This is a genomic window from Cupriavidus sp. GW821-FHT07C08 (assembly GCF_059419025.1).
On the sequence record NZ_JBWKQZ010000017.1, the window covers coordinates 39,806 to 65,158 of the forward strand.

20 protein-coding genes are annotated in these 25,353 nt (G+C 69.5%); 3 read left to right on the top strand and 17 right to left on the bottom strand.

Annotated elements, in window-relative coordinates; genetic code table 11:
* Window positions 1-109: 109 nt before the first annotated feature.
* A complete protein-coding gene (locus AC07UK_RS21055) occupies window positions 110-1,459 on the bottom strand; it encodes an ATP-binding protein (RefSeq protein WP_436221403.1) in 1,350 nt (449 codons plus the stop codon).
* Between the two features lie 24 nt (window positions 1,460-1,483).
* Window positions 1,484-2,206, bottom strand: coding sequence for an osmolarity response regulator transcription factor OmpR (ompR, locus tag AC07UK_RS21060; protein WP_010810107.1), 723 nt, complete (start codon window positions 2,204-2,206; stop codon window positions 1,484-1,486).
* A 315-nt stretch (window positions 2,207-2,521) separates the two neighbouring features.
* On the opposite strand from ompR, the gene AC07UK_RS21065 reads away from it, so the two are divergent.
* Window positions 2,522-2,869 (top strand): hypothetical protein, encoded by a 348-nt coding sequence (locus AC07UK_RS21065; protein ID WP_436221404.1) that lies wholly within the window; start codon window positions 2,522-2,524, stop codon window positions 2,867-2,869.
* A 46-nt stretch (window positions 2,870-2,915) separates the two neighbouring features.
* Here AC07UK_RS21065 and AC07UK_RS21070 read toward each other — a convergent pair whose 3' ends face one another.
* On the bottom strand, window positions 2,916-4,178 hold the full coding sequence (locus AC07UK_RS21070; RefSeq protein ID WP_436221405.1) for a Zn-dependent hydrolase: 1,263 nt from the start codon (window positions 4,176-4,178) through the stop codon (window positions 2,916-2,918).
* Window positions 4,179-4,222: 44 nt separating this feature from the next.
* Window positions 4,223-5,059, bottom strand: coding sequence for a presqualene diphosphate synthase HpnD (hpnD, locus tag AC07UK_RS21075; protein WP_436221406.1), 837 nt, complete (start codon window positions 5,057-5,059; stop codon window positions 4,223-4,225).
* Window positions 5,060-5,386: 327 nt separating this feature from the next.
* On the opposite strand from hpnD, the gene AC07UK_RS21080 reads away from it, so the two are divergent.
* Window positions 5,387-6,595 carry an efflux RND transporter periplasmic adaptor subunit gene (locus tag AC07UK_RS21080; protein ID WP_436221407.1) on the top strand — a complete coding sequence of 403 codons (1,209 nt, stop codon included), beginning with the start codon at window positions 5,387-5,389 and terminating at the stop codon, window positions 6,593-6,595.
* Window positions 6,596-6,599: 4 nt separating this feature from the next.
* On the top strand, window positions 6,600-9,713 hold the full coding sequence (locus AC07UK_RS21085; RefSeq protein WP_494686287.1) for an efflux RND transporter permease subunit: 3,114 nt from the start codon (window positions 6,600-6,602) through the stop codon (window positions 9,711-9,713).
* 13 nt (window positions 9,714-9,726) lie between these two features.
* On the opposite strand, the gene AC07UK_RS21090 is transcribed toward AC07UK_RS21085, so the two are convergent.
* From AC07UK_RS21090 to AC07UK_RS21150, 13 genes are all read right to left on the bottom strand, one after another.
* Entirely contained in the window at window positions 9,727-9,930 is a 204-nt protein-coding gene (locus AC07UK_RS21090; protein WP_436221409.1) for a hypothetical protein, read from the bottom strand.
* Window positions 9,931-9,944: 14 nt separating this feature from the next.
* On the bottom strand, window positions 9,945-10,937 hold the full coding sequence (locus AC07UK_RS21095; RefSeq protein WP_436221410.1) for an acyl-CoA dehydrogenase family protein: 993 nt from the start codon (window positions 10,935-10,937) through the stop codon (window positions 9,945-9,947).
* Between the two features lie 26 nt (window positions 10,938-10,963).
* On the bottom strand, window positions 10,964-12,130 hold the full coding sequence (locus AC07UK_RS21100; protein ID WP_494686286.1) for an acyl-CoA dehydrogenase family protein: 1,167 nt from the start codon (window positions 12,128-12,130) through the stop codon (window positions 10,964-10,966).
* Between the two features lie 38 nt (window positions 12,131-12,168).
* Window positions 12,169-13,722 carry an acyl-CoA synthetase gene (locus tag AC07UK_RS21105; protein WP_494686285.1) on the bottom strand — a complete coding sequence of 518 codons (1,554 nt, stop codon included), beginning with the start codon at window positions 13,720-13,722 and terminating at the stop codon, window positions 12,169-12,171.
* A gap of 24 nt (window positions 13,723-13,746) precedes the next feature.
* The gene (locus tag AC07UK_RS21110; protein WP_436221413.1) at window positions 13,747-14,676 is read right to left on the bottom strand and encodes an SDR family oxidoreductase; all 930 of its coding nucleotides are present in this window, start codon (window positions 14,674-14,676) and stop codon (window positions 13,747-13,749) included.
* Between the two features lie 38 nt (window positions 14,677-14,714).
* Entirely contained in the window at window positions 14,715-15,695 is a 981-nt protein-coding gene (locus AC07UK_RS21115; RefSeq protein WP_436221414.1) for a Bug family tripartite tricarboxylate transporter substrate binding protein, read from the bottom strand.
* A gap of 78 nt (window positions 15,696-15,773) precedes the next feature.
* Window positions 15,774-16,961, bottom strand: a complete 1,188-nt coding sequence (locus tag AC07UK_RS21120; protein ID WP_494686284.1) for a lipid-transfer protein — start codon at window positions 16,959-16,961, stop codon at window positions 15,774-15,776.
* Window positions 16,962-16,995: 34 nt separating this feature from the next.
* The gene (locus tag AC07UK_RS21125; RefSeq protein WP_494686283.1) at window positions 16,996-18,135 is read right to left on the bottom strand and encodes an acyl-CoA dehydrogenase family protein; all 1,140 of its coding nucleotides are present in this window, start codon (window positions 18,133-18,135) and stop codon (window positions 16,996-16,998) included.
* Window positions 18,136-18,246: 111 nt separating this feature from the next.
* A complete protein-coding gene (locus tag AC07UK_RS21130; RefSeq protein WP_494686282.1) occupies window positions 18,247-21,012 on the bottom strand; it encodes a winged helix-turn-helix domain-containing protein in 2,766 nt (921 codons plus the stop codon).
* 156 nt (window positions 21,013-21,168) lie between these two features.
* Window positions 21,169-22,359 carry an amidase gene (locus tag AC07UK_RS21135; RefSeq protein WP_494686281.1) on the bottom strand — a complete coding sequence of 397 codons (1,191 nt, stop codon included), beginning with the start codon at window positions 22,357-22,359 and terminating at the stop codon, window positions 21,169-21,171.
* A gap of 37 nt (window positions 22,360-22,396) precedes the next feature.
* Entirely contained in the window at window positions 22,397-23,410 is a 1,014-nt protein-coding gene (locus AC07UK_RS21140) for an ABC transporter ATP-binding protein (protein WP_436221419.1), read from the bottom strand.
* 10 nt (window positions 23,411-23,420) lie between these two features.
* Window positions 23,421-24,452: an ABC transporter ATP-binding protein gene (locus tag AC07UK_RS21145; protein ID WP_436221420.1), complete on the bottom strand. Its 1,032-nt coding sequence runs from the start codon at window positions 24,450-24,452 to the stop codon at window positions 23,421-23,423.
* 3 nt (window positions 24,453-24,455) lie between these two features.
* Complete coding sequence (locus AC07UK_RS21150; RefSeq protein WP_035820142.1) at window positions 24,456-25,343, bottom strand: ABC transporter permease; 888 nt, start codon at window positions 25,341-25,343, stop codon at window positions 24,456-24,458.
* Window positions 25,344-25,353: the final 10 nt, after the last annotated feature.

Below are 25,353 nucleotides of genomic sequence, written 5' to 3' on the forward strand. Positions count from 1 at the left end.
CGCCAGTGTGCGCCGCGACCCTGTCATTGCCCTGACGAAAGCCTTTCAGAAGCCTATCAAAGGCTGTCGAAAACCTGTCAATGCGCCGGGGATGGCGCTCAGGTGACGCTCAGGCGCGCCGGAAGCAGGCGCTGACCACCAGGCCGGTAGCCGGGGCGGCGCGGTTGGCCAGCAGCAGCCGGCCGCCATTGCGCTGCATGATGCGGTTGACGATGGACATGCCCAGCCCGGCGCCCTTGGCCTCGCTGCGCGCGGCGTCGAGCCGGTAGAAGGGCCGCGTCAGCAGCGACAGCTGGCCGTCGGGCACGCCGTTGCCGTGATCCGCCACGGTCAGCACCGCCTCCTTGTCGTCCACGCGCGTGGTGATCTCTACCACGGCCATGCCGCTTTGCTCGTCCTTGGCATAGCGGCGCGCGTTCTCGACCAGGTTGTCCAGGATGCGCTGCACTTCCATGCGGTTGGCCACGGCCATCACCGGCTCGTTGGCGCGCACGTGCACGCGCACGTCGTCGTGCGCGGCGTAGACCCCCACGGCGTCGTGGACCAGCGCGGACAAATCCACCGGCTCCACCGTTTCCAGCGGCGGCCGCGCGTAGTTGAGGAACTGGCCGATGATCGCGTCCATCTGCTCGATGTCGGCGATCATGGCGTCGCGCGTGATGGTGTCCATCGGCGACATCTCGGTTTCCAGGCGCAGCCGTGTCAGCGGCGTGCGCAGGTCGTGCGAGATGCCGGCCAGCATCACCACGCGGTCGTCGTCGAGCTGGCGCAGGTCGCGCACCATCTGGTTGAAGCTGTGGTTGGCCAGCGCCACTTCGCTGGCGCCATGCTCGGGCAGCGGCGGCGGGTCGCCGCCGGCGCCGATGGCGCGCGCGGCGTTGGCCAGCCGCTTGAGCGGGTAGTTGACGCGCGCGGTGATAAAGGCCGCGCCGATGATCGACAGCAGCAGCGCGGCAATACTCCACCACAGCCACTGGATGCCGGGCACGCGCTCGAAGCGCTCGGGGCTGATCGCCACCCAGTAGTCGTCGCCCTCGATCTCGAAGCTGACCCACACGCCGGGAATATCGTTGACGGTGGTGGCCAGCACCGTGTCCTCGCCCAGGCGGCTGCGGATCTCCTGCTGCACCAGGGTGGTCAGGAACGGGTTGGCGGTGGGCGCGGCGAAGTCGTCGTCCTTCTCGCGCGGATAGACCTTGATGCCTTCGTTCTGCACCAGGTCGAGCAGCAGGAAGCGGCGCCGCGCGGGGTCGGAATAGAGCAGGGCGGCGCGCGTGAGCTTGACCACGCTCACCACCTGCATGGCGATCTGCTGCGCGCGCGGGGCGCGTTCGAACAGCCGGTAGCTCTGGAACCAGATGCCCAGCGAAATCGCCAGCAGCAGGGCGATAAGCATGAAGGTCCGCCAGAACAGCGAACCAAAGAACCGCGTTGCGGTTCTACCGATAACGGTCGCCACGATGGGAACAGCGGCCGTAATCGGTTATTTCACGCCATCGGGGATGAAGACGTAGCCCAGGCCCCACACCGTCTGGATAAAACGGGGGTTGCTCGGGTCCGGCTCGATCAGCTTGCGCAGGCGCGAGATCTGCACGTCCAGGCTGCGGTCGAACACTTCGTATTCACGGCCGCGCGCCATTTCCATCAGCTTCTCGCGCGACAGCGGCTGGCGCGGATGGCGGGCAAACACCTTGAGGACGGAGAACTCGCCGGTGGTCAGCGTGATTTCCTCGTCGTTCTTGGTCAGCGTGCGCGTGGCCAGGTTCAGCACGAAGTCGCCGAAGGCGAAGGTTTCGGGCGTTTCCGACGGGGCGCCGGGCACTTCGGCCGGGCCCTTGCGGCGCAGCACCGCGTGGATGCGCGCGATCAGCTCGCGCGGGTTGAACGGCTTGGGCAGGTAGTCGTCGGCGCCCATTTCCAGGCCGACGATGCGGTCCACGTCCTCGCCCTTGGCGGTGAGCATGATGATCGGGGTCTGGTCATTGGCCCCGCGCAGCCGGCGGCAGATCGACAGGCCGTCTTCGCCCGGCATCATCAGGTCCAGCACCAGCAGGTCGAAACGCTCGCGCAGCCAGAGCTTGTTCATCGCGGTGGCGTTTTCCGCCACCAGCACGGTGAAACCCTGTTCGCCCAGATAGCGGCGCAGCAAATCGCGCAGACGCGGGTCATCGTCGACGACAAGAATCTTGTGGCTGGTATTTTCCATGGCGGTATCTTAGCGACTATCGCTTTCGCTCAAAATGGCTTAACAAAACGTTACATACTTTACCCCGTGGTATGGCAGTGTGCACCAATCGTGCGATTACACTGCGCAATCCGTCTTTTTGGGCGCCATGCGCGGCAGGTTTCCACGCATTTGCACCAGACGAACCACTGCCTCGCCCAGCCTGCCTAGCCCGCGCTGGCGCGATGCTTGCAGAGGGTGCGGCGCCGGACGGGGTACCGGAATTCCCGGCTTCAGGGCAGTCCATCCAGTCAGTCCAACGACTGCTATTCCCCGAGGCCAAGATCGCCATTATCAATGAAAGTGAACCGAACCCGGCACGGGCATCCGCAGCATGGTATCGCCGGCGCCTGCCTTGCGCTGGCGCTGGCCGTGCTGGCGCTGTGCATGCCGGCCGGGACGGTGCAGGCGCAATCGGCCGGCATCGCCAACCTGCTCAAGCCCCATCAGTCGACCCAGGCCAGCGATCCCGGCAACAGCCAGCGCGAGGCGCGGGCCCGTGCCGAGCGCCATCGCGCCGAGCAGCGCGAAGCCGAGCGCCGGCGCGCGGACGAACGCGGCAGCTCGCGCCTGTCGCCGGACGAGCGCCGCAAGCTGCGCAAGAACCTCTACGACTTCGGGCGCGATATCTACCAGGGCGGCTGACCCGTTCTTGTCGTGCCGCGCCCCCCATGGTACGCCACTGTGGCGCTTAGCCGTGCGGCTGGAAGTGCCGCAGGAAATCCACGAAGACCTCCGCCGCCAGCTGGGCATCCTCCGCCGTGATGGTTTCCAGCGGGTTGTGGCTGATGCCGCCGTTGCCGCAGCGCACGAACAGCATGGCCACGTCGGCGATGCGCTGCATCATCATGGCGTCATGGCCGGCGCCTGAGGGCAGCTCGAAGGCCTGCAGCCCGCGCTTCTTCAGCACTGCCCCGAACTGGTCCATCAGCCAGCGCGCGCACGGCGCGTTGTTGACCGGGGGCACGCGCTCCACCTGCGCGGCCAGCCCGCGCCGTTCCGCGATCTGGCCGATGCCGGCCACGATGTCGGCGATGGCGGCCTCGCGGATGCCATCCTCGCCGGCGCGAATATCCATCGAGAAGGTGCAGGCCGCCGGGATGACATTGCTCGACCCGTTGGGCACCTGCAGCTGGCCCACCGTACCGACCAGCGTCGGCGCCGCCGCGCAGCGCTGCTCCACCAGCAGGATCATCTCGGCCGCGCCCGCGGCGGCGTCGCGGCGCATGCCCATCGGCGTGGTGCCGGCATGGCTGGCCAGGCCTTCGACCCGCACCGCAAAGCGGCTGCTGCCCGCGATCTGGGTGACCACGCCCAGCGGCAGGCCGTGGTGCAGCAGCACCGGGCCCTGCTCGATATGCACTTCGACAAAACCCAGCAGCGACGCCGGATCGACCGCCGCGGCGCGCAGGGCCTGCAGATCGCCCGCGCCGGGCAGGTCCGATGCCGCCAGCGCCTCGCGCAGCGTGATGCCGTCCGCGTCCTGGCGCTCCAGCAGGGCGGGATCAAAGCGGCCCGCCAGCACGCTGCTGGCCAGGAAGCTGGTCTTGAAGCGCAGGCCTTCCTCTTCGGCGAACCCCACCACGTCAAAATGATAGGGCAGGCGGATGCCGGCCTGGTTGAGCGCGCCGACCACGGCGATCGGCAGCAGGATGCCAAGCCGGCCGTCATAGCGCCCGCCATTGCGCACGGTGTCGAAGTGCGAGCCGGTCATCAGCACGCGCGCGCCGGGCACGGCCGGGTCGGCCGCATAACGGCCGATGACGTTGCCGATGGCGTCGATCCGCACCTGCATGCCGGCCGCCTCCATCCACTGCGCAAGCCGGGCCTGCGCGGCGCGGTGGGCCGGGGTCAGGTAGGCGCAGGTGAGGCCGCCTTCCATGTCGGAGAAACGGGCGAGCTGGTCGGCGTGGGCGAGTATGGCGTCGCCGAGGGAAGCTGAGGTCTGCGTCATGGCGGTACGGCTTGGGACGGGTCGGTCAGGGAAAAGGAGCAGAACTAGCTGTTGCGCAACCAGGTCTTCCAGGCAATCCACAGCTTGCGCAACGGGGTCAGCGCGATGCGCTGGTTCAGCACCTGGAACTGGCTCGCTTCCAGTTCGTCGAGCAGCGCGTGGTAGATCGCGCCCATCAGCAGGGCGGCACGCTGGGCGCGGCGGTCCTGCTTCGGCAGCAGCGCCAGTGCCTCATGGTACAGCGCGCGGGCACGGCTGGCGTGGTACTGCATCAGCGCGACAAAGCGCTCGGAATGCTCGCCCTTCAGGATCTCGGAGGCCGGCACCTGGAACTGCTGCAGCGTATTGACCGGCAGGTAGATGCGCCCGCGCCGCGCGTCCTCGCCGACGTCGCGCAGGATATTGACCAGTTGCAGCGACTGGCCAAGCTTCTCAGCAAATACCAGCGTCTGCGGGTCGGTATAGCCGAACAGCCGCGCGCTGAGCGTGCCGACCACGCCGGCCACGCAATGGCAGTAGCGGGTCAGGCCGGGCTCGTCCAGGTAGCGGGTCTGGGTCAGGTCCATTTCCATGCCTTCCAGCACTTCGGACATCTCGCCCTGGGGCAGGCCGGCGCTGCGCACATGCGGCTGCAGGGCCTTGGTGGTCGGATGGGTCGGCTCGCCCTCGAACAGGCGGCGCAGTTCGGCGCGCCACCAGTCCAGCTGCTGGTGGGCCAGGCCCGCGTCATGGGAGTCGTCGACCACGTCGTCGACTTCGCGGCACCAGGCGTACAGCGCGGTGATGGCGCGGCGGCGCTCGGCCGGCAGGAACAGGAAGCTGTAATAGAAGCTCGAGCCGCTCTGGGCGACTTTCTCTTGGCAATACTGATCGGGCGTCACGCCGGTCTCGGGTCGAAGATGTGGGGGGAAGCGGCAGAGGCGCGGCGGATTGTAGCATCGCGCCGGGGAGGGTATGGTCGCGCATGCCGAAGCCTGTCAGCGCAGTTCACCGGCCCGGAACGGCAACTGAGTCTTCATTCCAGCGGTTTCGTCGCCTGCCGTTTGACGCACCCGGAGGTCGTCGCTATATTACTGACCGACAAGTTATTTATTGCCAATGCCGGCGGCCCACGGCCATTCCGCCAGCCCCGACGACTTCCCGGGCGCACGGGATTGCGTTCACCGGCCAGTCTTGTCAGTGGTTCCCATCCGACTCGTTGCCTACCGATGCCAGTGCTTTGCCAAGTGCCGGAAGTTGCGGCTGCAGATACCCCTGTCGTTACGATGCCGCCGCGCCACCTCGGCCGAGGCATGACCGTAGCCGCACTTTTGACGGCCAGCCTGCTGGCCTTGGCCGGCTGCGGCAAGAAGGCCGAGCCGGCGCCGGAGGTGCGCCCGGTGCGCCTGATGCAGCTGAGCCCGCACAACGGCAAGACCGCCTTCGAGTTCTCCGGCGACGTGCGCCCGCGCGTGGAGTCGCGGCTGGGCTTCCGCGTCGGGGGCAAGATCGCCGCCAGGCTGGTGGATGTGGGCGCGGTGGTCAGCAAGGGCCAGCCGCTGGCGCGGCTTGATCCCACCGACCTGTCGCTGGCAGAGGCCGGTTCGCGCGCCCAGTTCGAGGCCGCGAAGACTGACCGTGACCTGGCCGCCGCCGACCTGAAGCGCTACAACGACCTGTTCGCCAGGGGCTTTATCAGCGCTGCCGAGCAGCACCGGCGCCAGGCCAACTACGACGCCGCCGAATCGCGGCTGCGCCAGGCCCAGGCGGGGCTGCGCAGCCAGTCCAACCAGACCGGCTACTCGGTCCTGCATGCCGACGCCGAGGGCGTGGTCACGGCGATCGATGCCGAGGTGGGCCAGGTGGTGACGCCTGGCCAGCCGGTGGTGCGCGTGGCGCAGACGGCAGAGAAGGAAGTCGCCATCGGCCTGCCCGAAGACCAGGTCGACCTGCTGCGCGGCATTACCGACGTGACCATCCATACCTGGGCCGAGCCGCAGCGCACGCTGCCTGGCCGCGTGCGCGAGATTGCCGCGGCGGCCGACCCGGTCACCCGCACCTATGCCACCCGCGTGACGGTGCCGAACCCGCCCGCCGACCTCAAGCTCGGCATGACCGCAGTGGTGACCTTCATGCGCACCGGCGCCACCCCGGCCATTCGGGTGCCGCTGACCGCGCTGCTGCAGGAGCAGGGCCGCAACCAGGTCTGGATCTATGACGGCGCCGCCGGCACGGTCAAGCCGGTGCCGGTGACGCTGGGCGAGGCCATCGGCAACGAGGTGGAGGTGCGCCAGGGCCTGGCCCCGGGCCAGACCATCGTCACCGCCGGGGTTCACCTGCTGCGCGCGGGCCAGAAGGTGCGCCCGCTGCAGACGGTCGCGCCCGCAGCAGGACCTGCATCGGCCCCCGCAGCTGCCGCCACCCCGAAGCAGGGGTGAGCGGATGGACCATTCCCGCTTCAACCTGTCGCGCTGGGCGCTCGAGCACCAGCCGCTGACCCGCTACCTGCTGGTGGTGCTGCTGCTTGGCGGCATGCTGGCGTTCTTTCAGCTGGGCCAGGACGAGGATCCGCCCTTTACCTTCCGCGTGATGGTGGTGCAGGCGTTCTGGCCCGGCGCCACCGCCGAGCAGATCGCCGTCCAGGTGACGGACAAGATCGAGCGCCAGCTGCAGGAAGTGCCCTATGCGGACAAGATCCGCAGCTTCTCCAAGCCGGGCGAGACCACGGTGATCTTCCAGCTCAAGGACACCTCGCCGGCAAAGGAGACCGCGCAGGTCTGGTACACCGTGCGCAAGAAGATCGGCGATATCCAGCAGACGCTGCCCGCGGGCGTGCGCGGGCCGTTCTTCAATGATGAGTTTGGCGACGTGTACGGCACCATCTACGCGCTCTCGGCTGACGGCTTCAACTACAAGGAGCTGCGCGAGTACGCCGACCTGGTGCGCCAGGAACTGCTGCGCGTGCCGTCGGTGGCCAAGGTGTCGCTGATCGGCCTGCAGGACGAGAAGGTCTTCATCGAGTTCAACCAGGCGCGCTTTGCCCAGCTGGGGCTGGATATCAACGCCATCGCCGACCAGATCTCGCAGCAGAACAACCTGACCGGCAGCGGCGTGCTGGTCACCCCGACCGATAACCTGCAGGTGCGCCTGTCGGGCCAGTTCGCGAGCGTGGAAGACCTGGAGAACCTGGTGCTGCGCGGGCCCAACGGCATCGCCAATATCCGCCTGGGCGACATCGCGCACGTCTACCGCGGCTACGTCGACCCGACCCAGACGCGCATGCGCTTCAACGGCAAGGACGTGATCGGGCTGGGGATCTCGATGCAGAAGGGCGGCGACATCATCGAGCTGGGCAAGAACCTGCGCGCCGCGTTCGACCGGCTGCGCACGCAGTTGCCGGTGGGAATCGAGATGGACCAGGTGCAGGACCAGCCGGAGGCCGTCAAGCGCTCGGTTGGCGAGTTCGTGCACGTGCTGATCGAGGCGGTGGTGATCGTGCTGGCCGTGAGTTTTGTCTCGCTGGGCCTGCACACCCGGCCGCTGCGGCTGGACGTGCGGCCGGGCCTGGTGGTGGCGCTGACCATCCCGCTGGTGCTGGCGGTGACCTTCCTGTTCATGCATATCTTCGGCATCGGCCTGCACAAGATATCGCTCGGGGCGCTGATCGTGGCGCTGGGGCTGCTGGTCGATGACGCCATCATTGCGGTCGAGATGATGGTGCGCAAGCTGGAAGAGGGCTTCTCCAAGATGGAGGCGGCCACCTTCGCCTATACCTCCACCGCGATGCCGATGCTGACCGGCACGCTGATCACCGCGGCCGGCTTCCTGCCGGTGGGCCTGGCGCGCTCGACGGTGGGCGAATATACCTTCGCGATCTTTGCGGTGACGGCGCTGGCACTGGTGCTGTCATGGCTGGCGGCGGTCTATTTCACGCCTTACCTGGGCTACCTGCTGCTCAAGACCCGCGGCCCGGGCGCGGGCGAGGCCCACGAGGTCTTCGACACGCCGTTCTATGCGCGCTTCCGCCGGCTGGTGGACTGGTGCGTGACCTGGCGCAAGGTGGTGATCGCGATCACGCTGGTGGCCTTTGCACTGGGCATCTACGCCTTCAAGTTTGTCGAGAAGCAGTTCTTCCCGGATTCCAGCCGCCCCGAGCTGATGGTGGAGCTGTGGATGCCCGAGGGCACCAGCTTCGCCCAGATGGAAACCGAGGCCAAGCGCTTCGAGCAGCTGGTCGGCAAGGACCGCGAGGTCGAGAGCCTGACCACCTTCGTCGGCACCGGCGCGCCGCGCTTCTACCTGCCGCTGGACCAGATCTTCCCGCAGACCAATGTGGCGCAGGTGATCGTGATGCCGGTCAGCACCGAGGTGCGCGACGCGCTGCGCCGCCGCATCATCAAGCTGATGGATGCCGAGTTCCCGTACCTGCGGGGCCGCGTCAAGCTGCTGCCCAACGGGCCGCCGGTGGCCTATCCGGTGCAGTTCCGCGTGATCGGGCCGGACGCCGCCGGGGTGCGCCGGCTGGCCGACCAGGTTAAGGCCGAGATGCGCGCCAACTCCAACACCGTCGGGGTCAACGACAACTGGAATGAGAACGTCAAGATGCTGCGCCTGGAGATCGACCAGGACAAGGCGCGCGCACTGGGCGTGACCACCAATGCCATCGCCCGCGTCACGCAGATCGTGCTGAGCGGCGTGCCGGTGGGCCAGTACCGCGACGGCGACAAGCTGATCGACATCCTGATGCGCACCCCGCGCAATGAGCGCGATGCGATCTCGGACCTGAACAACATGCTGGTGCCGACCAACACCGGGCGCATGGTGCCGCTGACGCAGGTGGCGCGCGTGACGCTGCGCTCGGAGCCGGGCGTGGTGTGGCGCGAGAACCGCGACTTCGGCGTCACCGTGCAGTCCGATGTGGTCGACGGCATCCAGGGCCCGACGGTGACCGCGCAGATCAACCCGAAGCTGGACAAGCTGCGCGCGCAGCTGCCGCCGGGCTACCGCATCACCGTGGCCGGCGCGGAAGAAGAGAGCGGCAAGGCCGGCGCCTCGATCGCGGCGCAGCTGCCGCTGTGCATCTTCATCATCTTCACGCTGCTGATGCTGCAGCTGCACAGCTTCTCGCGCGCGACCATGGTGTTCCTGACCGGCCCGCTGGGCCTGATCGGCGCCGCCGCCACGCTGTTGCTGCTGCGCGCGCCGATGGGGTTTGTGGCGCAGCTGGGCATCACCGCGCTGCTGGGCATGATCATCCGCAACTCGGTGATCCTGGTCGACCAGATCGAGCAGGACGTCAGCGCCGGCGTGCCGCAGTGGACCGCCATCGTCGAAGCCGCGGTGCGCCGCTTCCGTCCGATCATCCTGACCGCCGCCGCGGCGGTGCTGGCGATGATCCCGCTGTCGCGCTCGATGTTCTGGGGGCCGATGGCGGTGGCGATCATGGGCGGGCTGATCATTGCCACGGTGCTGACGCTGCTGTTCCTGCCGGCGCTGTACGCGGCGTGGTTCCGCGTCAGGCGGCCGGAGGGCGGGGTGTCGGCGCTGGCAAGCTGAAGCGCCGCGCGGCTCAGGCTGCGCGGCTGTTTGCGGAGAAGGCTCGCTCAAAGGTTTGTGTAAAGGCGGAGGCTGCCCGCGACGCCTCCGCCATCGCGCCGGCATTGACCATGGCCGCGACCATGCGCGATTCCCCCAGGTGATGCATGCCGCCCAGCAGGATCGGGTGGCGGATCGACAGCAGCTCGGTGATGCGGGTACGGAATGTGGCTTGCATGGGGAGGCAGGGGTTCAGGCCGCGAGCGTCTCGCGCACGAAGTCGGTAATGGTTGTCTGCGGCTGCGCCAGCAGGGCCTGGCCGGCCAGGCGGTTCCAGTACGCTTCAGAGCCATCCGCCATGCGCCACTCGTGCAGGCGCCGGGTGTAAAGCTGCAGGTCGTATTCCTCGGTCACGCCGATGGCGCCGTGCAGGGCGTGCGCGGCGGCGGCGACCAGTGGCACCGCCATGCTGGTGCGAGCCTTGGCGATTGCCACCGGCATGCGCGCAGGAAAGGGGCCGTCGCCGGCAAAGGCGAGCTCCGCCGCGATTCCCGCCGCCGCCACATGCTGCGCCATCACGCTTAGCTGGTGCTGCACGGCCTGGAACTTGCCGATCGACTTGCCGAACTGCGAGCGGTCGTTGCAGTACTGCAGCGTCATGTCGAACACGCGTCCCATCGCGCCCGCCATTGCTGCCGCGTGGATGGCGGCGCTGAAGTCGCGCACGCGCTCGCCATGGTCGCCGACCGGCCCCGGCAGGTCCCGCGCGGCCCATACCAGCGTGGCCGCCAGGCTGCCATGCACGCCGGACGGCTGGCGCGATGCCTGCGACGCATCGAGCAGCAGCATGCCGCCTTCCACGTTGGCCAGCACCCAGTCCGCGATCGCGCCAAAGGGCAGCAGCGGTGCGGTGATGGTGCCGTCGGCGCCACGCGCGCACTGGCCGGCCAGCGTGATCATGCCGGCCGGCGCCGCCTTGCCCGTGGGCGCCAGCAGCGCGCGGGCAGCGATGGCCTGCGCCGCCGGCAGTGGCAGCGCGTGGCTGCCGAAGAGGGTGAAGACCGGCCCGATCGCTTGCAGCGGCAGGGCCGCGCCGCCCGCGGATTCCGGCGCCATCAGCTCCAGGAAGCCGGCATCGGCCAGTGCTGCCCACAGCGGCGCGGGTGACGCACCGCCCTCGATGGCGCGCAGCGCGGCCGGAGTGGCGTAGTCGCGCAGGATGTCTTCGATGGCTTCGGTAAACATGTCGTCTCTCTGGAAGTCTGGTTGGCTCAGCGCAGGCCGAGGCCGCGGGCGATCATGCCGCGCAGCACTTCACGGGTGCCGCCGCGCAGCGAGAAGGTGGGTGAGATCTGGCTCAGGAAAGCCACCGTGCGGTACAGCTCGGGGTCCGGCGCGGCGCCGGGGTCGGCGCTGGTCACGGCTTCGAGCAGGGCGGGGATGGACTGCTCGAATTCCGTGCCCAGGTCCTTGACCAGTGCCGCTTCCACCACCGGGCTTTCGCCGCGCGCCAGGCGCGCGGTCACGGCCACCGACAGGCTGCGCAGCGTGGCCAGCTGGGTCACGAAGCTGCCGAGCAGTGCGGCATTGGCGGCATCGGCGTCCGAGGGCTGGCCGGCGCGCAGCGCCTGCACCCAGCGGTCCACCAGCACGATGCTGGAATAGAGCCGCTCCGGCCCACTGCGCTCGAACGCCAGCTCCGCCGTGACCTGCTCCCAGCCGCCGCCTTCCGCGCCGACCAGCGCGTCGTCGGGCAGGAACACGTCGTCGAAGGTGACCTCGGAGAAATGCGCGTCGCCGGTCAGGTCGACGATCGGGCGCACCGTGACGCCGGGCGCGGCCAGTTCGATGATGAACTGCGACAGCCCCTTCTGGCGGTCTTTCGGCACCCCCGACGAGCGCACCAGCGCGATCATGTAGTGGCAATGGTGCGCGTTGGTGGTCCAGATCTTGCGCCCGCTCAGGCGCCAGCCGCCAGCGCAACGCGTGGCGCGGGTGCGCACGCTGGCCAGGTCCGAGCCGGAGTCTGGCTCGCTCATGCCGATGCAGAAGAAGGCGCTGCCGTTGCAGATGCGCGGCAGGTAGAAGGCCCTCTGCGCCGGCGTGCCGTACTTCAGGATCAGCGGGCCGCTCTGGCGGTCGGCGACCCAGTGCGCGGCCACCGGGGCGCCGGCGGCCAGCAGCTCTTCCACCAGCACGAAGCGGTGGAACGCATCCATGCCGGCGCCGCCATAGCTGGCTGGCAGCGTCACGCCGACCCAGCCGCGTTGCGCCAGCCGGCGGCTGAAACCGGCATCGAAACCCATCCACGAGCGCGCGCGGATATCGGCGCTGGCGGGTGGCAGGTGCTCGGCCAGGAAGCGCCTGACTTCGGCGCGCAAGGCTTCCGCCGCGGGCGGCAGCGCGGTCAGGCGGAAGGCGTCCAGCAATTGGCTCACGTTTTACTCCTTGGTGGCGGCGCGCATTGCCGACACGGTCATTGGGCTTTCCAGTAGCGGTCGCGCAGGGCCTGCTTGTACAGCTTGCCGGTGGGCAGCCGCGGCATGGCGTCGGTGAAGTCGATCGAGCGCGGCACCATGTAGCGCGCCACCCTGCCGCGCAGGTATTCGAGCAGGGCCTCGGCAAGTTCCGGGGACGGCGCGATGCCGGCGGCTGGTTCGACGATGGCCTTGACCTCTTCGCCCATCTCCGCGTTGGGCACGCCGATCACGGCGGCGTCGCCGACGCTGGGATGCACCACCAGCGCGTCCTCGATCGCCTGCGGGTAGATGTTGACCCCGCCGGAGATGATCATGAACGCCTTGCGGTCGGTCAGGTACAGGTAGCCGTCTTCATCCAGCCGGCCGATATCGCCCACCGAGGTCCAGTTGGGGTGGCGCGGGTGCTGCGCGGCGCGGGTCTTCTCCGCATCGTTGTGGTAGTGGAACGGCAGGGCTTCGCGCTCGAAGTAGACCAGCCCGCTTTCGCCGCAAGGCAGTTCGTTGCCGTCCTCGTCGCAGATATGCAGCACGCCCACCAGCGCCTTGCCGACCGAGCCCGGGTGCGCCAGCCATTCCGCCGTGTTCAGCGTGGCCACGCCGTTGCCTTCGGTGGCGGCGTAGTACTCGTGCACGATCGGTCCCCACCAGGCAATCATCTCGCGCTTGATTTCCTGCGGGCAGGGCGCTGCCGCGTGGATCGCCACGCGGTGGCTGGACAGGTCGAAGGCCTCGCGCTGCGCCGGCTCCAGCTTGAGCATGCGGATGAACATGGTCGGCACCCACTGGCTGTGGGTGACGCGGTAGCGCTCGATCATGCGCAGCGCCTCGACCGCGTCGAACTTCTCCATGAAGACCACGGTGCCGCCGCCGAACTGGGTCTCAAGCCCATAGCCGAGCGGTGCGGTGTGGTACAGCGGTGCGGGCGACAGGTAGATGGTATCGGCGTCGAAACCATAGCGAACGAACTGCGCCCGGCGCGGCGAGCCCGAGCCTTCGGTCACATAGCCCTGCGGCTGCGCGCGCACGATGCCCTTGGGCCGGCCGGTGGTGCCGGAGCTGTAGATCATGGTCGCGCCCATCCATTCTTCGGCCAGGCGCCCGGCCGGCTGCGCGGCGATGGCCGCTTCGTAGCTATCCCAGCCGGGAATGGTGCCGTCCACCATCAGCCGGCTGCGGCAGGTCGGCATCAGGTCGGTCAACTGGGCGGCCAGCTCGCGCATCGCGTGGGAGGTCACCACCACCTGCGCCTGGCTGTCCTCGATCAGGTAGGCGGCCTCGGGCGCGGTCAGGAAGCGGTTGACGGGGGTGATCAGCAGTCCGGAACGCAGCGCGGCCCAGCACAGCTCGAAGCAGCGCATATTGTTCTCGAGCAACATCACGATATGGTCGCCGCGGCGCAGGCCAAGCGCGTACAGGTACTGGGCGAAGCGGTTCGAGCGCTGGTCCAGCTCGCCGTAGCTCAGGACCTCGCCGGTGGTGCCGTTGATGGCGGCGGGCTTCTCAGGGTTCAGGGCGGCGTGATCGCCCAGGTACTTGGGGGTCGGGTTCATGGTGCGGATCCGTGGGTGCGGTGCTCAGGCGGCGGGAATTTCGCCCGACGTGTCGGCATTGGCCGCGGCCTGGCGGACCAGCGCGGGAATCAGTTGGCCAAGCTCGGCGGCGTCCCAGCGGCCTGACTTCTCGATGCGCGGGCCGGCGTGCCAGCCTTCGGCCACCGTGATGCGCCCGCCGCGCACGCCAAACACGCGCCCTGTGACGTCGCCGGACTCGACGCTGCCCAGCCAGGCCACCAGCGGCGCCACGTTGCCGGCATCGAGCGGATCGAAGCCCGGCACGGCGCCGGCGGTGAACTCGTTGCGCCGCTTGGCGAAGATGTCTTCGGTCAGCCGGCTCATCGCGGTCGGGTAGATCGCGTTGACGGTGACGCCGTACCGGTCCAGCTCGCGCGCGGCGATCACCGACATCGCGGCGATGCCGGCCTTGGCCGCGCCGTAGTTGGACTGGCCGGCGTTGCAGTACAGGCCGGACGACGAGCTGGTGTTGATCAGGCGCGCGGCGCGCTGGCGCCCCGCCTTCGATTCCTCGCGCCAGTAGGCGGCGGCGTGCCGCGACGGCGCAAAGGTGCCGCGCATATGCACGCGGATCACTGAATCCCAGTCTTCCTCGGTCATGTTGACCAGGGTGCGGTCGCGTAGGATGCCGGCATTGTTGACTAGTACGTCGAGGCCGCCGAAGGTGTCGATGGCGGCGCGGATCATGCGCTCGGCGCCGGCCCAGTCGGCCACGTCGTCGAAGTTGGCGATGGCCTCGCCGCCGGCGGCGCGGATCTCGGCCACCACTTCCTGGGCCGGGCCGCTGGCGGCACCGCCGCCTTCGCCGCGCCCGCCGAGATCGTTGACGACCACTTTCGCGCCCTGGCGGGCGAACTCCAGCGCATACTCGCGCCCGATGCCGCGACCGGCACCGGTGATGACGACAACGCGGTCCTTGCAAAGCTGTGACATGGTGAATCCTGTTCTCTGGGTTGTGCAGGGCGGCGCCTTCAGCGCGCGCTGACGTCGTAGTTCTTGACCAGTTCCCCGTAGCGCACCCGCTCCAAGGCGATCATGGCGCGCATCTGCTTGCCCGGCTCGGCCAGCACTTCGGCGTAGGCCGTGCGCGCGGCGAAACTGCGGAATTCCGGCGTGCCCAGCGCCTTCAGCAGCGACGCCTCGAGCTTCTGCGCGATCGGCTCGGGCGTCTTGCTGCTGACGCCAAAGCCGATCCACACCGACAGCTCATAGTTGGCCACGCCGCTTTCACGCACGGTCGGCACGTCGGGCAGGTCAGGGTGGCGCGCGCGGGTGGTCACGGCCAGCGGACGCAGCTTGCCGGCGCGCAGCAGCGGCAGGGCGCCGCCGACATCCAGCAGGGCCAGGTCCACCGCGCCGCCCATCAGGTCGGTCTGCACCTGGGCCGCGCCCTTGTAGGGAATGTGGTTCAGGTCGATGCCGGCCATCTGCTGCAGTTGCAGCCCGCCCAGGCGATAGTGGTAGCTGTAGTTGGCCAGGCTGACCGTATGCGGCTTCCTGCGCGCGGCGGCGAGGACGTCGGCAACGCTCTTGTAGGGCGAACTGGCGCCCGTGACCAGCACCGCCGAAGCGCGGATCGCGGCGGCCAGCGGGCGGATGTCGCGCGGGTCGTAGGGCAGCTTGTCGTTGACCAGCGGGTTGATGACCATGGCGCTGGGCGAGATCATCAGGATGCTGTAGCCGTCGGCCGGCGCGTTGAGCAGGCTCTGCACGGCGATGATGGTGTCGGCGCCGGGGCGGTTCTCGACCACGGCCGGCTGGCCCAGCTCCTTGCCCACCAGCTCGGCGACGAAGCGGGTGACGGTGTCCGAGCCGCTGCCCTGCGTCAGGGGCACGATAAAGCGCAGCGGACGCGAGGGGAAGTTGTCGGCGGCGCTTGCCGGCAGCGCCGGCAGCAGCATCGCGCAGGCCAGGCCAAGGCCCAGCAGGCGGGAAAGCGTGGAACGTTTCATGGCGGTCTCCTTGCGGGGCACTGCCGGCAGCACGATGCAGCCGGCGCACCACGTCATTGCTTTGGTTCGGTCCGGGGCTCAGTACTTGCCGTACAGCGTCACCACGCAGGCGCCGCCGAGGCCGAGGTTGTGCTGCAGCGCCAGCTTTGCGCCTTCCACCTGCCGGTGCTCGGCGGTGCCGCGCAGCTGGTGCGTCAGCTCGTAGCACTGGGCCAGGCCGGTGGCGCCCAGCGGGTGCCCCTTGGACAGCAGGCCGCCCGACGGGTTGACCACCACCTTTCCGCCGTAGGTGTTGTCGCCATCCATGACGAACTTCTCGGCGCCGCCTTCGGGGCAGAAGCCCAGGGCTTCATACGAGATCACCTCGTTGTGCGCGAAACAGTCGTGCAGCTCGCACACGTCGACGTCCTCGGGGCCGATGCCGGCGTGCTCGTAGACCTTGTTGGCCGCCGCGCGCGTCATGTGAGTGCCGACGTAGTTCAGCATGGACGGCGGGTCGAACGAGGCGGGAGGATCGGTGGTGAGCGCCTGCGCCACGATCTGCACGCCGGTGCGCAGGCCGTGCTGGCGGGCAAAGCGCTCGGACACCAGGATTGCGGCCGCGCCGCCGCAGGTCGGGGGGCAGGCCATCAGGCGCGTCATCACGCCCGGCAGCAGTTCCACGTCGTTCATCACGTCTTCGGTGGTGACGACCTTGCGGAACAGCGCCAGCGGGTTGTTGGCGGCATGGCGGCTGGCCTTGGCGCGCACCGCGGCAAAGGTTTCCATGCGGGTGCCATAGCGCTGCATATGCTCGCGGCCGGCGCCGCCGAAGGTGCGCAGGGCCTGCGGCAGGTGCGCCATGTCGGCGGTCAGCCCGTGCATGATCGGCTGGAAGCGGGCGCGGGTGACGGGGCGGTCATCCCAGTGCGACTTCAGCGCGCCTGCCTGCATCTGCTCGAAGCCCAGCGCCAGCACGCAGTGGGCATCGCCGCTCTCGATTGCCTTGCGCGCCAGGTAGAGCGCGGTCGAGCCGGTCGAGCAGTTGTTGTTGACGTTGATGATGGGGATGCCGGTCATGCCGACTTCATACAGCGCGGTCTGGCCGCAGGTGGAGTCGCCGTAGACATAGCCGGCAAAGGCCTGCTGCACCTGCTCGTAGCCGATGCCGGCGTCCGCCAGCGCGCGGCGCGTGGCCTCGGCGCCCATTTCGGTGTAGCTCAGGCTTGCGCCGGGCTTGGCGAAGGGGATCATGCCGACGCCGGCAACCAGGACTTTCTCGCTCATGATGGATTCCTGAAGGAGGTTTCGAAAAAGGGGCTCAGAGCTTGCGCGCGATCAGGTCGCGCAGCACTTCGCTGGTGCCGCCGAAGATGCGGGTCACGCGCATGTCGACAAAGGCGCGCGCGATCGGGTACTCGAGCATGTAGCCGTAGCCGCCGTGCAGCTGCACCATGTCGTCGATGCACTTCCACAGGGTCTCGGTGGCGTACAGCTTGGCGATGGCCGCCTCCTGCAGCGACAGCTTCTGCACCATGTGCTTGCCGATGTAGTAGTCGACCATGGTGCGCACCGCCACGGCCTGGGCCTTGACGTCGGCCAGCTTGAACCTGGTGTTCTGGAAGTCCCACACGGTCTGGTTGAAGGCGCGGCGGTCCTTCACGTACTGGAGCGTCAGCTCAAGCTGGCGCTCCAGCTTGGCGGCGCAGTAGACGGCGATGATCAGGCGTTCCTGCGGCAGCTCTTCCATCAGGTGGATGAAGCCGCCGTTCTCATTGCCGATCAGGTTGGTGACCGGCACGCGCACGTTGTCGAAGAACAGCTCGGCGGTGTCGGCGGCGTGCTGGCCGACCTTCTCCAGCTTGCGCCCGCGGCGAAAGCCCGCGCGCTCGGCCTCGACCATGATCAGGCTGACGCCCTTGGCGCCCGCCGCCGGATCGGTCTTGCAGACCACCACGATCATGTCGGCGTTCAGGCCGTTGGAGATGAAGGTCTTGCTGCCGTTGATGACGAACTCGTCGCCGTCGCGCACGGCGCTGGTGCGGATCGACTTCAGGTCGGAGCCGCTGCCGGGCTCAGTCATGGCGATGGCCAGGATCTTCTCGCCGCGGCAGATCCTGGGCAGCCACTTGCGCTTCTGTTCCTCGGTGCCCAGGCGCACGATGTAGGGCGCGGTGATGTCCGAATGCACCGAGAAGCTCGGGCCGGAAATGCCGGAGCGGTGATATTCCTCGGCCAGCACGGCGGAGTGGCCGAAATCGCCGCCGCCGCCGCCGTATTCCTCGGGCACGGTGACGCACAGCAGGCCCTCGCGGCCGGCCTTGAGCCAGGTCTCGCGGTCGACGCAGCCGGCCTGGTCCCAGGCGGCCTGGCGCGGCAGGCATTCGCGCTCGAAGAAGCGGCGCGCGGTTTCCCTGAACATCTCGTGGTCTTCGCGATAGACGTTGCGGATGATTTCCATCGATGGCTCCCGGTCTGACTGGTGGACGGCAGCGGTGTCGCTGCCTCATTGGATCCAGTGTGGCCGGGGGCGGGTGGGAAGTCCCTACACCGGTGGTGTAGGTGGGGTAGATCAGGCGGTGGGCAGGGCGCCGGCGTCGCGCAGCCGGGCCACGGCTTGGTCACGTCCGGTGACTTCCAGCTTGGCGTAGACATTGCGCAGGTGCCACTTGACCGTGTCGAGCGACACGTTGAGGATGCGCGCGATCTTCTTGTTCGGCATGGCCTGCGCGAGCAGGCCCAGCACCTCCTGCTCGCGCTCGCTGAGGGTGGCCAGGCGCGCGAGTTGGGCGGCCGGGGCTGGGGAGGGAGCGGGACTGGCGCACGCGCCCGGACCGGCGGCGTCGGCCAGGCGCTGCGCGTAGAACGCCAGCACCGGGTCCAGGCTGTCATCGCCGGCCAGCGCGGCCAGCATGGCCGGCACCTGCGGCGAGGCATCGAGCAGGCTGCGCACCAGCCCGTGGCGGTGGCCGATGCGCAGGGCGTCGAGCAGTTGCCGGCGCGCGGCGGCGGGATCGCGGCGGCCCCGGTGGGCCTGCGCCATGAGCACGCGCAAGGTGGCCACGCGGGACCAGCGCCCGCCGGCCTCGGACAGCGCCGCCAGCGGCTCCAGGCGCGCCAGCGCGCCGTCGAAATCGTTGTGGTGCAGGCACATGCCGATGCGGGCCAGATCGGCGTGGACCCGCACTTCCCAGGCGGTGCTGCGCACCGCGCCGGCATGCCGGGCCGCCAGCGCTTCCAGCCGCAGCAGCGCGTCGTCGGCGGCGTCGACATGGCCGTCTTCCAGCAGCCGGCGCGAGCGCAGCGACAGGGCCCCGGCCACCAGGCGGTCGACCCGGTGGCGCCGCCCGTAGCGCTCCAGCCGGTCCAGGCACGCCAGCGCACCGGCGTGGTCGCCGGCATGCCAGCGGCTGCAGGACAGCGCCAGCAGCGCGCGCAGCACGGTGTCGGGGATCGAGATGCGCACCAGCACGTCGATGCGGGCATCGAGCAGGCCGGCGGCAGCCTCGACATCATTGAGTTCGTACAGGGTCTCGCCCAGCAGCGCGGCCGCCATGCAGGCCACGCCGGCGCAGGCGGCGCCGCGCTGCTCGGCGTCGGCCAGCACGTCATGCAGCACGCGTTCGGCCACCAGCACCTGGCCCTCGACCGCGTGCGTCATGCCGCCCATGCAGCGGCCCAGCAGCGTGCCGCGCGGCGCGCCGTCGCAGGGCGCGCCGTCCTCGATCACGCGCCGCGCCTGGTCGTATTCGCCGCGGTAGATATGCATCCACGACAGGATGTTGCCGCGCCCGGTCAGGGTGAAGTCGTCCGCGCCGGCCGGAACGCGCTGCAGCGTCGGCAGCAGGTTGGCGACGACGTCGGAGTCGTCGCGCAGCAGCGCGATGCTGCCTTGCAATATCGCCAGAGCATAGTGCTCGCGCGGGCCCAGGCGCCCGGCCTGGGCCTGCATCCGCTGCAGGCTGTCTTGCAGTCCGTCGGAGTCGCCGGCATACATCTGCAGGTGGGCCTGGACCAGCAGCAGGCCGAAGCGGGCCCGAATCTGTTCCGCCGGGAGTTGCCGCACCAGCGCTGCCAGCTGGCTGAGTTCGCCGCGCGCGAGCAGGCCGTGCGCGCGGCCGTGCACCATGTCGGCGGCGGCCGCGCTGTCCCCGGCCAGCACCGCGTGCCGCACGGCCTCGTCGACGTCGCCATGCGCGTTGAACCACTGCCAGGCCGCTGCGTGCATCGCGGCCTGCGTGCCCTGCGGCAGCCCGCCGAGGCGCCCCAGCAGCACTTCGCGCAACAGCGGGTGCAGGCGGTACCAGGCTTCGCCATGGCTGTCGCTGCCGATCTGCGCGATGAACAGGTCGTCGCGCGCCAGGTGCGCCAGCCGCGCGGTGATCTCGGCGGCGGCTTCGGGCCGGCCCAGCAGGGTGGCGCACAGCGCGCCGCAAAAGCGGTGGCACAGCGCCATGCGGGTGAGCAGGCCGAGGTCATCCGGCGTCAGCCGCACCAGCACCTCGCGCTCGAAATAGCTGGCAAAGGTCTGTGCGTCGCGCACCTGGACCGGGTTGTACGATCCGCCGCGCTTGCCCTTCAGGTCGATGGCAAAGAGCTGCAGGCCGGCGGCCCAGCCGTCGGTGAGTTCATGCAGCCGGCCGGCATCGCGGGCGTCGACGTGGCCCAGCTGTTCTTGCAGGAAGCGGGCGGATTCCTGTGCCGAGAAGCGCAGGTCGGCCAGCCCGAATGACGACAGCAGCCCCTGCGTGCGCAGCCGCGCCAGCGACAGCGGCGGCGCGGTGCGCGAGGCCAGCACCACGTGCAGTTGCGGCGGCGCGTAGTCGAGCAGCCAGCGCAGCGCCAGCACCACGCCAGGGTCGTCCAGGTGATGGACGTCGTCGAGCATCAGCACCAGTTCGCGCCGGCGCGCGCCGATGGCCCGCACCAGCGTGATCACCCAGTGCTCGACCGCGGACTGGTGGCCGTCGCGGCCCATCAGCACCCAGGCATCGCGCACGATGGCCGGATCCACGGTGGCCAGGCTGGCGGCCAGGCCGTTGAAGAAGGCCGCGACGCTGTTGTCTTCCGGGGCGAGCGACAGCCAGGCGACGTCGAAGTCCAGCGTCAGCAGGGCCTGGCGCCACGCCGCCAGCGTGCTGGTCTTGGCGCAGCCGGCCGGCCCCTGGATCACCACGCAGCGCTGGCGCCGCGCCTCGGCCAGGCGCGCCAGCAGGGTGTCGCGCGGCATCAGCGGGCGGGCGCCGCGCGGCGGCACCAGCTTGGTCGGCGTGACCGCGAAGGCAGGTGTGGCGGACTGGCGGGCGGATTCTGCTGGCGCGGCTCCGGCCGGGGACATGCTGGGCTCCTCTTATCCGCGCGGCGCGGGCCGGCGGACCAATGCGATGACGGCATTGTAGGAGCGCCGGGCTGGCTGGCGGCGCCTTCGGGTGGCGGGCCACCTGACGCGGGTGGGGCGCCGGGCGCCCACCCGCGTGCCGTTTGCGTTACTGGCTCACGCCTGGTGCGCCATGATCAGCTCCGCCAGTGCCACCAGGCTGCGGTCGCTGCCCGCGGGGCCCAGCAGCGAGATGCCGAGCGGTGCGCCGTCGCGGCCGGCCAGCGGCAGGTTCAGCTGCGGGAAACCGCTCAGCGGCGTCAGGCACAGCGTCTGGGCGGCGAGGTTGCGGTAGGTCTCCAGCGATTCGACCGGCTCGGCGCGCAGCGGCGCGATATCGGGCATGGTCGGCAGCACCAGCACGCCGTCCTGCCCCAGCAGCCGGCCCAGGTGCGCGGTGAAGTCGCGGCGCACGGCACTGGCTTCGTCGAACTGGCTGCGGGTGACGGCCTTCGAGAAGGCGAAGCGTGCCGCGACATCGGCACCCAGCTCCAGCCCGTGCTGCTCGATCAGTTCGCCGTCGCTGTGCCACGCCTCCCAGCCCTGCACGTAGCGGAACGCCCACCACAGCTCGGACAGCGGCCGGTCGGCCACGGTGACTGGCGCGGCCCGGCCCAGCGCGGCTTCGATCCGGGCGACAGCCGGTGCCAGCGCGTCGCGGGCTTCCGGCGTCGGCTGGGCGAACAGGTCGGTGGCAAACAGCAGCCGCGGCGCGGCCGGCAGCGGCGCCGGGTCCGCGCCGAACAGCACCTCGGCCACGCGCGCGAAGGTGGCGATGTCGCGCGCGAAAAAGCCGCAGGTATCCAGGCTCTCGGACAGCGGCAGGCAGCGCTCCAGCGAAATGCGCCCGTGCGTGGGCCGGATGCCGAACAGGCCGCAATGGCTGGCCGGCGCACGCACCGAGCCGCCGGTGTCGGAGCCCAGCGCGAAGTCGCACAAGCCGTTCGATACCGCCGAGGCCGAGCCCGACGACGAGCCGCCGGTGATGCGGTCCGGCGCCGCGCCGTTGACCGGGCGGCCGTAGTGGGCGTTCTGGCCGTTCATGGAGAAGGCCAGCTCGTCGGTGTGGGTCTTGCCGACGAAGGCGGCGCCGGCATCCAGCAGCCGCTGCACCGCCGGCGCGGTCGCGGCCTTGATGCCCGAGCGCGCCAGCACGTGCGGATTGCCGCCGCCGGTCGGATAGCCAGCTACATCGAACAGGTCCTTCACGGCAAAGCTCAGGCCCTGCAGCGGGCCGCTGGCGGCGTGCGGGACAGCAATCTGAGGGTACGGCATGAAGGCGCGGGCAGGATGGGTGGCAAGCGTCATGAGGGGCCTGGAATACATTGGGGTTGTGGGATGGGGCTTATGCCGCGGTGGCGACCGCTGGCTCGGCGGCGAGCACGCAGCTGACGCGGTGGCCGGTGCCGACGGTGACCGCCCGCGGCACCTCGGCCAGGCATTGCGGGCGCGCATGCGGGCAGCGCGGCGCGAAGGTGCAGCCCGGCGGCAGCGCGGCCAGGTCGGGCGGGGCGCCGCCGATGGCCTGCAGCCGCTGGCCGCGGTCCATGCCATGCTGGCGGCTCTGCAGCAGGGCGATGGTGTAGGGGTGGCGCGCCGCGCGCAGCAGGGTGCGGATCGGGCCTTCCTCGACAATGCGCCCGCCGTACATCACCGCGACGCGGTCGGCGATCTCCACCGCCGCGCCGATATCGTGGGTGACGAAGACGATGGACAGCCCCAGTTCGCGCTGCAGCTCGCGCAGCAGGATCAGCACCTGGATCTGCACGGTGGCGTCCAGCGCGGTGGTGGGCTCGTCGGCCAGCAGGATCCTGGGCCGCGCCGACAGTGCCAGCGCGATCATCGCGCGCTGGCGCATGCCGCCCGACATCTCGTGCGGATACGCTGCCAGCCGCCGCTCCGGGCTGGGAATGCGCACGGACTCAAGCGCCTGCAGCGCGCGCTCGCGCGCCTCAGCGGCCGAGACCTTGTCGTGGGTGCGGATGCATTCGACGATCTGCTGGCCCACGGTGTAGACGGGGTCTAGCGCCAGCAGCGGCTCCTGGAACACCATCGCCATGGTGCCGCCGCGCAGCCGGGCCAGTGCGCGCTGGTCGAGCGCCATCACGTCGGCGCCGTCGACGTGGATCTCGCCTGCCATGCGGGTGCGGCGCGGCGGGTGCAGGCGCATCAGCGCGCGCAGCGTGACGCTCTTGCCGGAGCCGGATTCGCCGATCAGGGCCACGGCCTCGCCGGCGCCCACGTCGAGCGAGACGCCGTTGACGGCGCGGATGGTCTTGCCGCCGCCGGAGAAGGTGACGTGCAGGTCCCGCACCGAAATCATGGGCGCGCCGGGCGTGCTTTGTGGGGTGGTGGACATGGTGGGCTCCTCAGGGCGCAGTGGCCAGCAGGCAGGCGACCGGATGCCCGGCCACCAGGTCGGTCAGCTGCGGCTCGCGCCGCGCGCACACGTCCTGCGCCATGGCGCAGCGCGGATGGAAGCTGCAGCCGGGCGGCGGGTTGATCGGATTGGGCGGGTCGCCCGCCAGCGGCGCGACCGCGGTGCGGTGGTCCGGGTCCATCGACGGCATCGACGCCAGCAGCGCGCGCGTGTACGGGTGCGCCGGGTGGCGATAAAGGGTCTCGGTATCCGCGATCTCCACCACCTTGCCCAGGTACATCACCATCACGCGGTCGCACAGGTAGCGGATCACGTTGAGGTCGTGGCTGATGAAGACGTAGGTCAGGTCGAACTCGGCCTTCAGGTCCAGCAGCAGGTTCAGCACCTGCGCCTCCACCGACTTGTCCAGTGCCGAGACCGCCTCGTCCAGGATCACCAGCCGCGGGCGCAGCGCCAGCGCGCGGGCAATGTTGACGCGCTGGCGCTGCCCGCCCGACAGCTCGTGCGGGTAGCGCCCGGCAAAGCGCGCCGGGTCCAGCCCGACGCGCTGCAGCAGGTAGCGGGCGCGCTCGGTGGCTTCGCGCGCCGGCACGCCATGGACTTGTGGCGTGAAGGCGATCGAGGCCTCGATGGTCAGGCGCGGGTTCAGCGACGAATAGCTGTCCTGGAACACCATCTGCACCTGGCTGCGGAACTGCTTCATCGGCAGCTGGGCCGAGCCCACGCCCTGCGCGTCGAAGATCAGCTCGCCGCTGTCCTGCTGGGTCAGCTGCATCAGCAGCCGCGCGGTAGTGGACTTGCCGCAGCCGGACTCGCCGACCACGCCCAGGGTCTCGCCCTTGCGCACGTCGAAGCTGACGCCATCGACCGCGCGTACCGACGCGGCGCGCGCGCGCAGGCCGGGCAGGCCGGACTTGATGGGGAAGTGCTTGACCAGCTGGTGGGCGATCACCAGCGGCTGCGCCGGGCCGCCGACATCGCGGCCGGCCTGTGGGGAAGGGGCCTGCATCAGTGCTGGCATGGTTCAGTCCTTGATTTCCATGGCCGAGCGGATGCCGTCGGCCAGCAGGTTGAACGAGACCGAGGTCAGGAAGATCATGGCGCCGGGCAGGGCGGCAACCCACGGCTGGGTGTAGATGGCCGTGCGCAGCGTGTTGAGCATCAGGCCCCACTCCGGCTCGGGCGGCTTGACGCCCAGGCCCAGGAAGGACAGCCCGGAGGCCAGGATCATCGACACCGAGATCAGGCTGGTGGCATAGACGAAGATCGGCCCAAGCACGTTGTTGAGCACATGGGCGCGCACGATGGTCAGCGACGATGCCCCGGAAGCACGCGCCGCGTCGACAAACTCGCGGTTGCGCACCTGGGTGGTCACGCTTTCGGCCACGCGCACGATCTGCGGGATGAAGACGATGGTCAGCGACAGCAGCGCATTGCCCACGCCCGCGCCCAGCGTGCCCGACAGCGCGATCGCCAGCAGCACCGACGGGAACGCGTACAGGACGTCGGTGAGCCGCATGATCACGGTGTTGGTCCAGCCGCCGGCATAGCCGGCGACGATGCCGAGTGCGCTGCCGATGACAAAGGCCAGCAGCACCGGCGTGATGCCCATGAACAGCGACAGCCGCGCGCCCAGCATCAGCCGCGACAGCATGTCGCGTCCCAGCTCGTCGGTGCCCAGCGGGAAGTGCTCGGTGCCGATCGGCTTGAGGCGCTTGAGGATCGATGCCGCGTACGGGTCGGCGGGCATCAGTGCCGGGGCGAACAGCGCCATCAGCACCAGCCCCAGCAGCACCAGCGCGGCCAGCATGGCCAGCCGGTTGCGCAGCAGGCGCCGGCCGACCGTGGTCCAGTAGCCGGGCGAGCGCTGCACCGCAGCGGCGGCCGGTGATTGGTCGAGAGTCATGTCCATGTCGGCCTCC

Excerpts from the sequence above, each read along its gene's own strand:
- AC07UK_RS21145 (WP_436221420.1), bottom strand. The coding sequence starts at position 24,452 with ATGCCAGCACTGATGCAGGCCCCTTCCCCACAGGCCGGCCGCGATGTC.
- AC07UK_RS21130 (WP_494686282.1), bottom strand. The coding sequence starts at position 21,012 with ATGTCCCCGGCCGGAGCCGCGCCAGCAGAATCCGCCCGCCAGTCCGCC.
- AC07UK_RS21090 (WP_436221409.1), bottom strand. The coding sequence starts at position 9,930 with ATGCAAGCCACATTCCGTACCCGCATCACCGAGCTGCTGTCGATCCGC.
- AC07UK_RS21105 (WP_494686285.1), bottom strand. The coding sequence starts at position 13,722 with ATGAACCCGACCCCCAAGTACCTGGGCGATCACGCCGCCCTGAACCCT.
- AC07UK_RS21085 (WP_494686287.1), top strand. The coding sequence starts at position 6,600 with ATGGACCATTCCCGCTTCAACCTGTCGCGCTGGGCGCTCGAGCACCAG.
- ompR (WP_010810107.1), bottom strand. The coding sequence starts at position 2,206 with ATGGAAAATACCAGCCACAAGATTCTTGTCGTCGACGATGACCCGCGT.
- AC07UK_RS21070 (WP_436221405.1), bottom strand. The coding sequence starts at position 4,178 with ATGACGCAGACCTCAGCTTCCCTCGGCGACGCCATACTCGCCCACGCC.
- AC07UK_RS21120 (WP_494686284.1), bottom strand. The coding sequence starts at position 16,961 with ATGAGCGAGAAAGTCCTGGTTGCCGGCGTCGGCATGATCCCCTTCGCC.
- AC07UK_RS21080 (WP_436221407.1), top strand. The coding sequence starts at position 5,387 with ATGCCAGTGCTTTGCCAAGTGCCGGAAGTTGCGGCTGCAGATACCCCT.
- AC07UK_RS21095 (WP_436221410.1), bottom strand. The coding sequence starts at position 10,937 with ATGTTTACCGAAGCCATCGAAGACATCCTGCGCGACTACGCCACTCCG.
- AC07UK_RS21125 (WP_494686283.1), bottom strand. The coding sequence starts at position 18,135 with ATGGAAATCATCCGCAACGTCTATCGCGAAGACCACGAGATGTTCAGG.
- AC07UK_RS21140 (WP_436221419.1), bottom strand. The coding sequence starts at position 23,410 with ATGTCCACCACCCCACAAAGCACGCCCGGCGCGCCCATGATTTCGGTG.
- AC07UK_RS21115 (WP_436221414.1), bottom strand. The coding sequence starts at position 15,695 with ATGAAACGTTCCACGCTTTCCCGCCTGCTGGGCCTTGGCCTGGCCTGC.
- AC07UK_RS21065 (WP_436221404.1), top strand. The coding sequence starts at position 2,522 with ATGAAAGTGAACCGAACCCGGCACGGGCATCCGCAGCATGGTATCGCC.
- AC07UK_RS21135 (WP_494686281.1), bottom strand. The coding sequence starts at position 22,359 with ATGACGCTTGCCACCCATCCTGCCCGCGCCTTCATGCCGTACCCTCAG.
- AC07UK_RS21110 (WP_436221413.1), bottom strand. The coding sequence starts at position 14,676 with ATGTCACAGCTTTGCAAGGACCGCGTTGTCGTCATCACCGGTGCCGGT.
- AC07UK_RS21150 (WP_035820142.1), bottom strand. The coding sequence starts at position 25,343 with ATGGACATGACTCTCGACCAATCACCGGCCGCCGCTGCGGTGCAGCGC.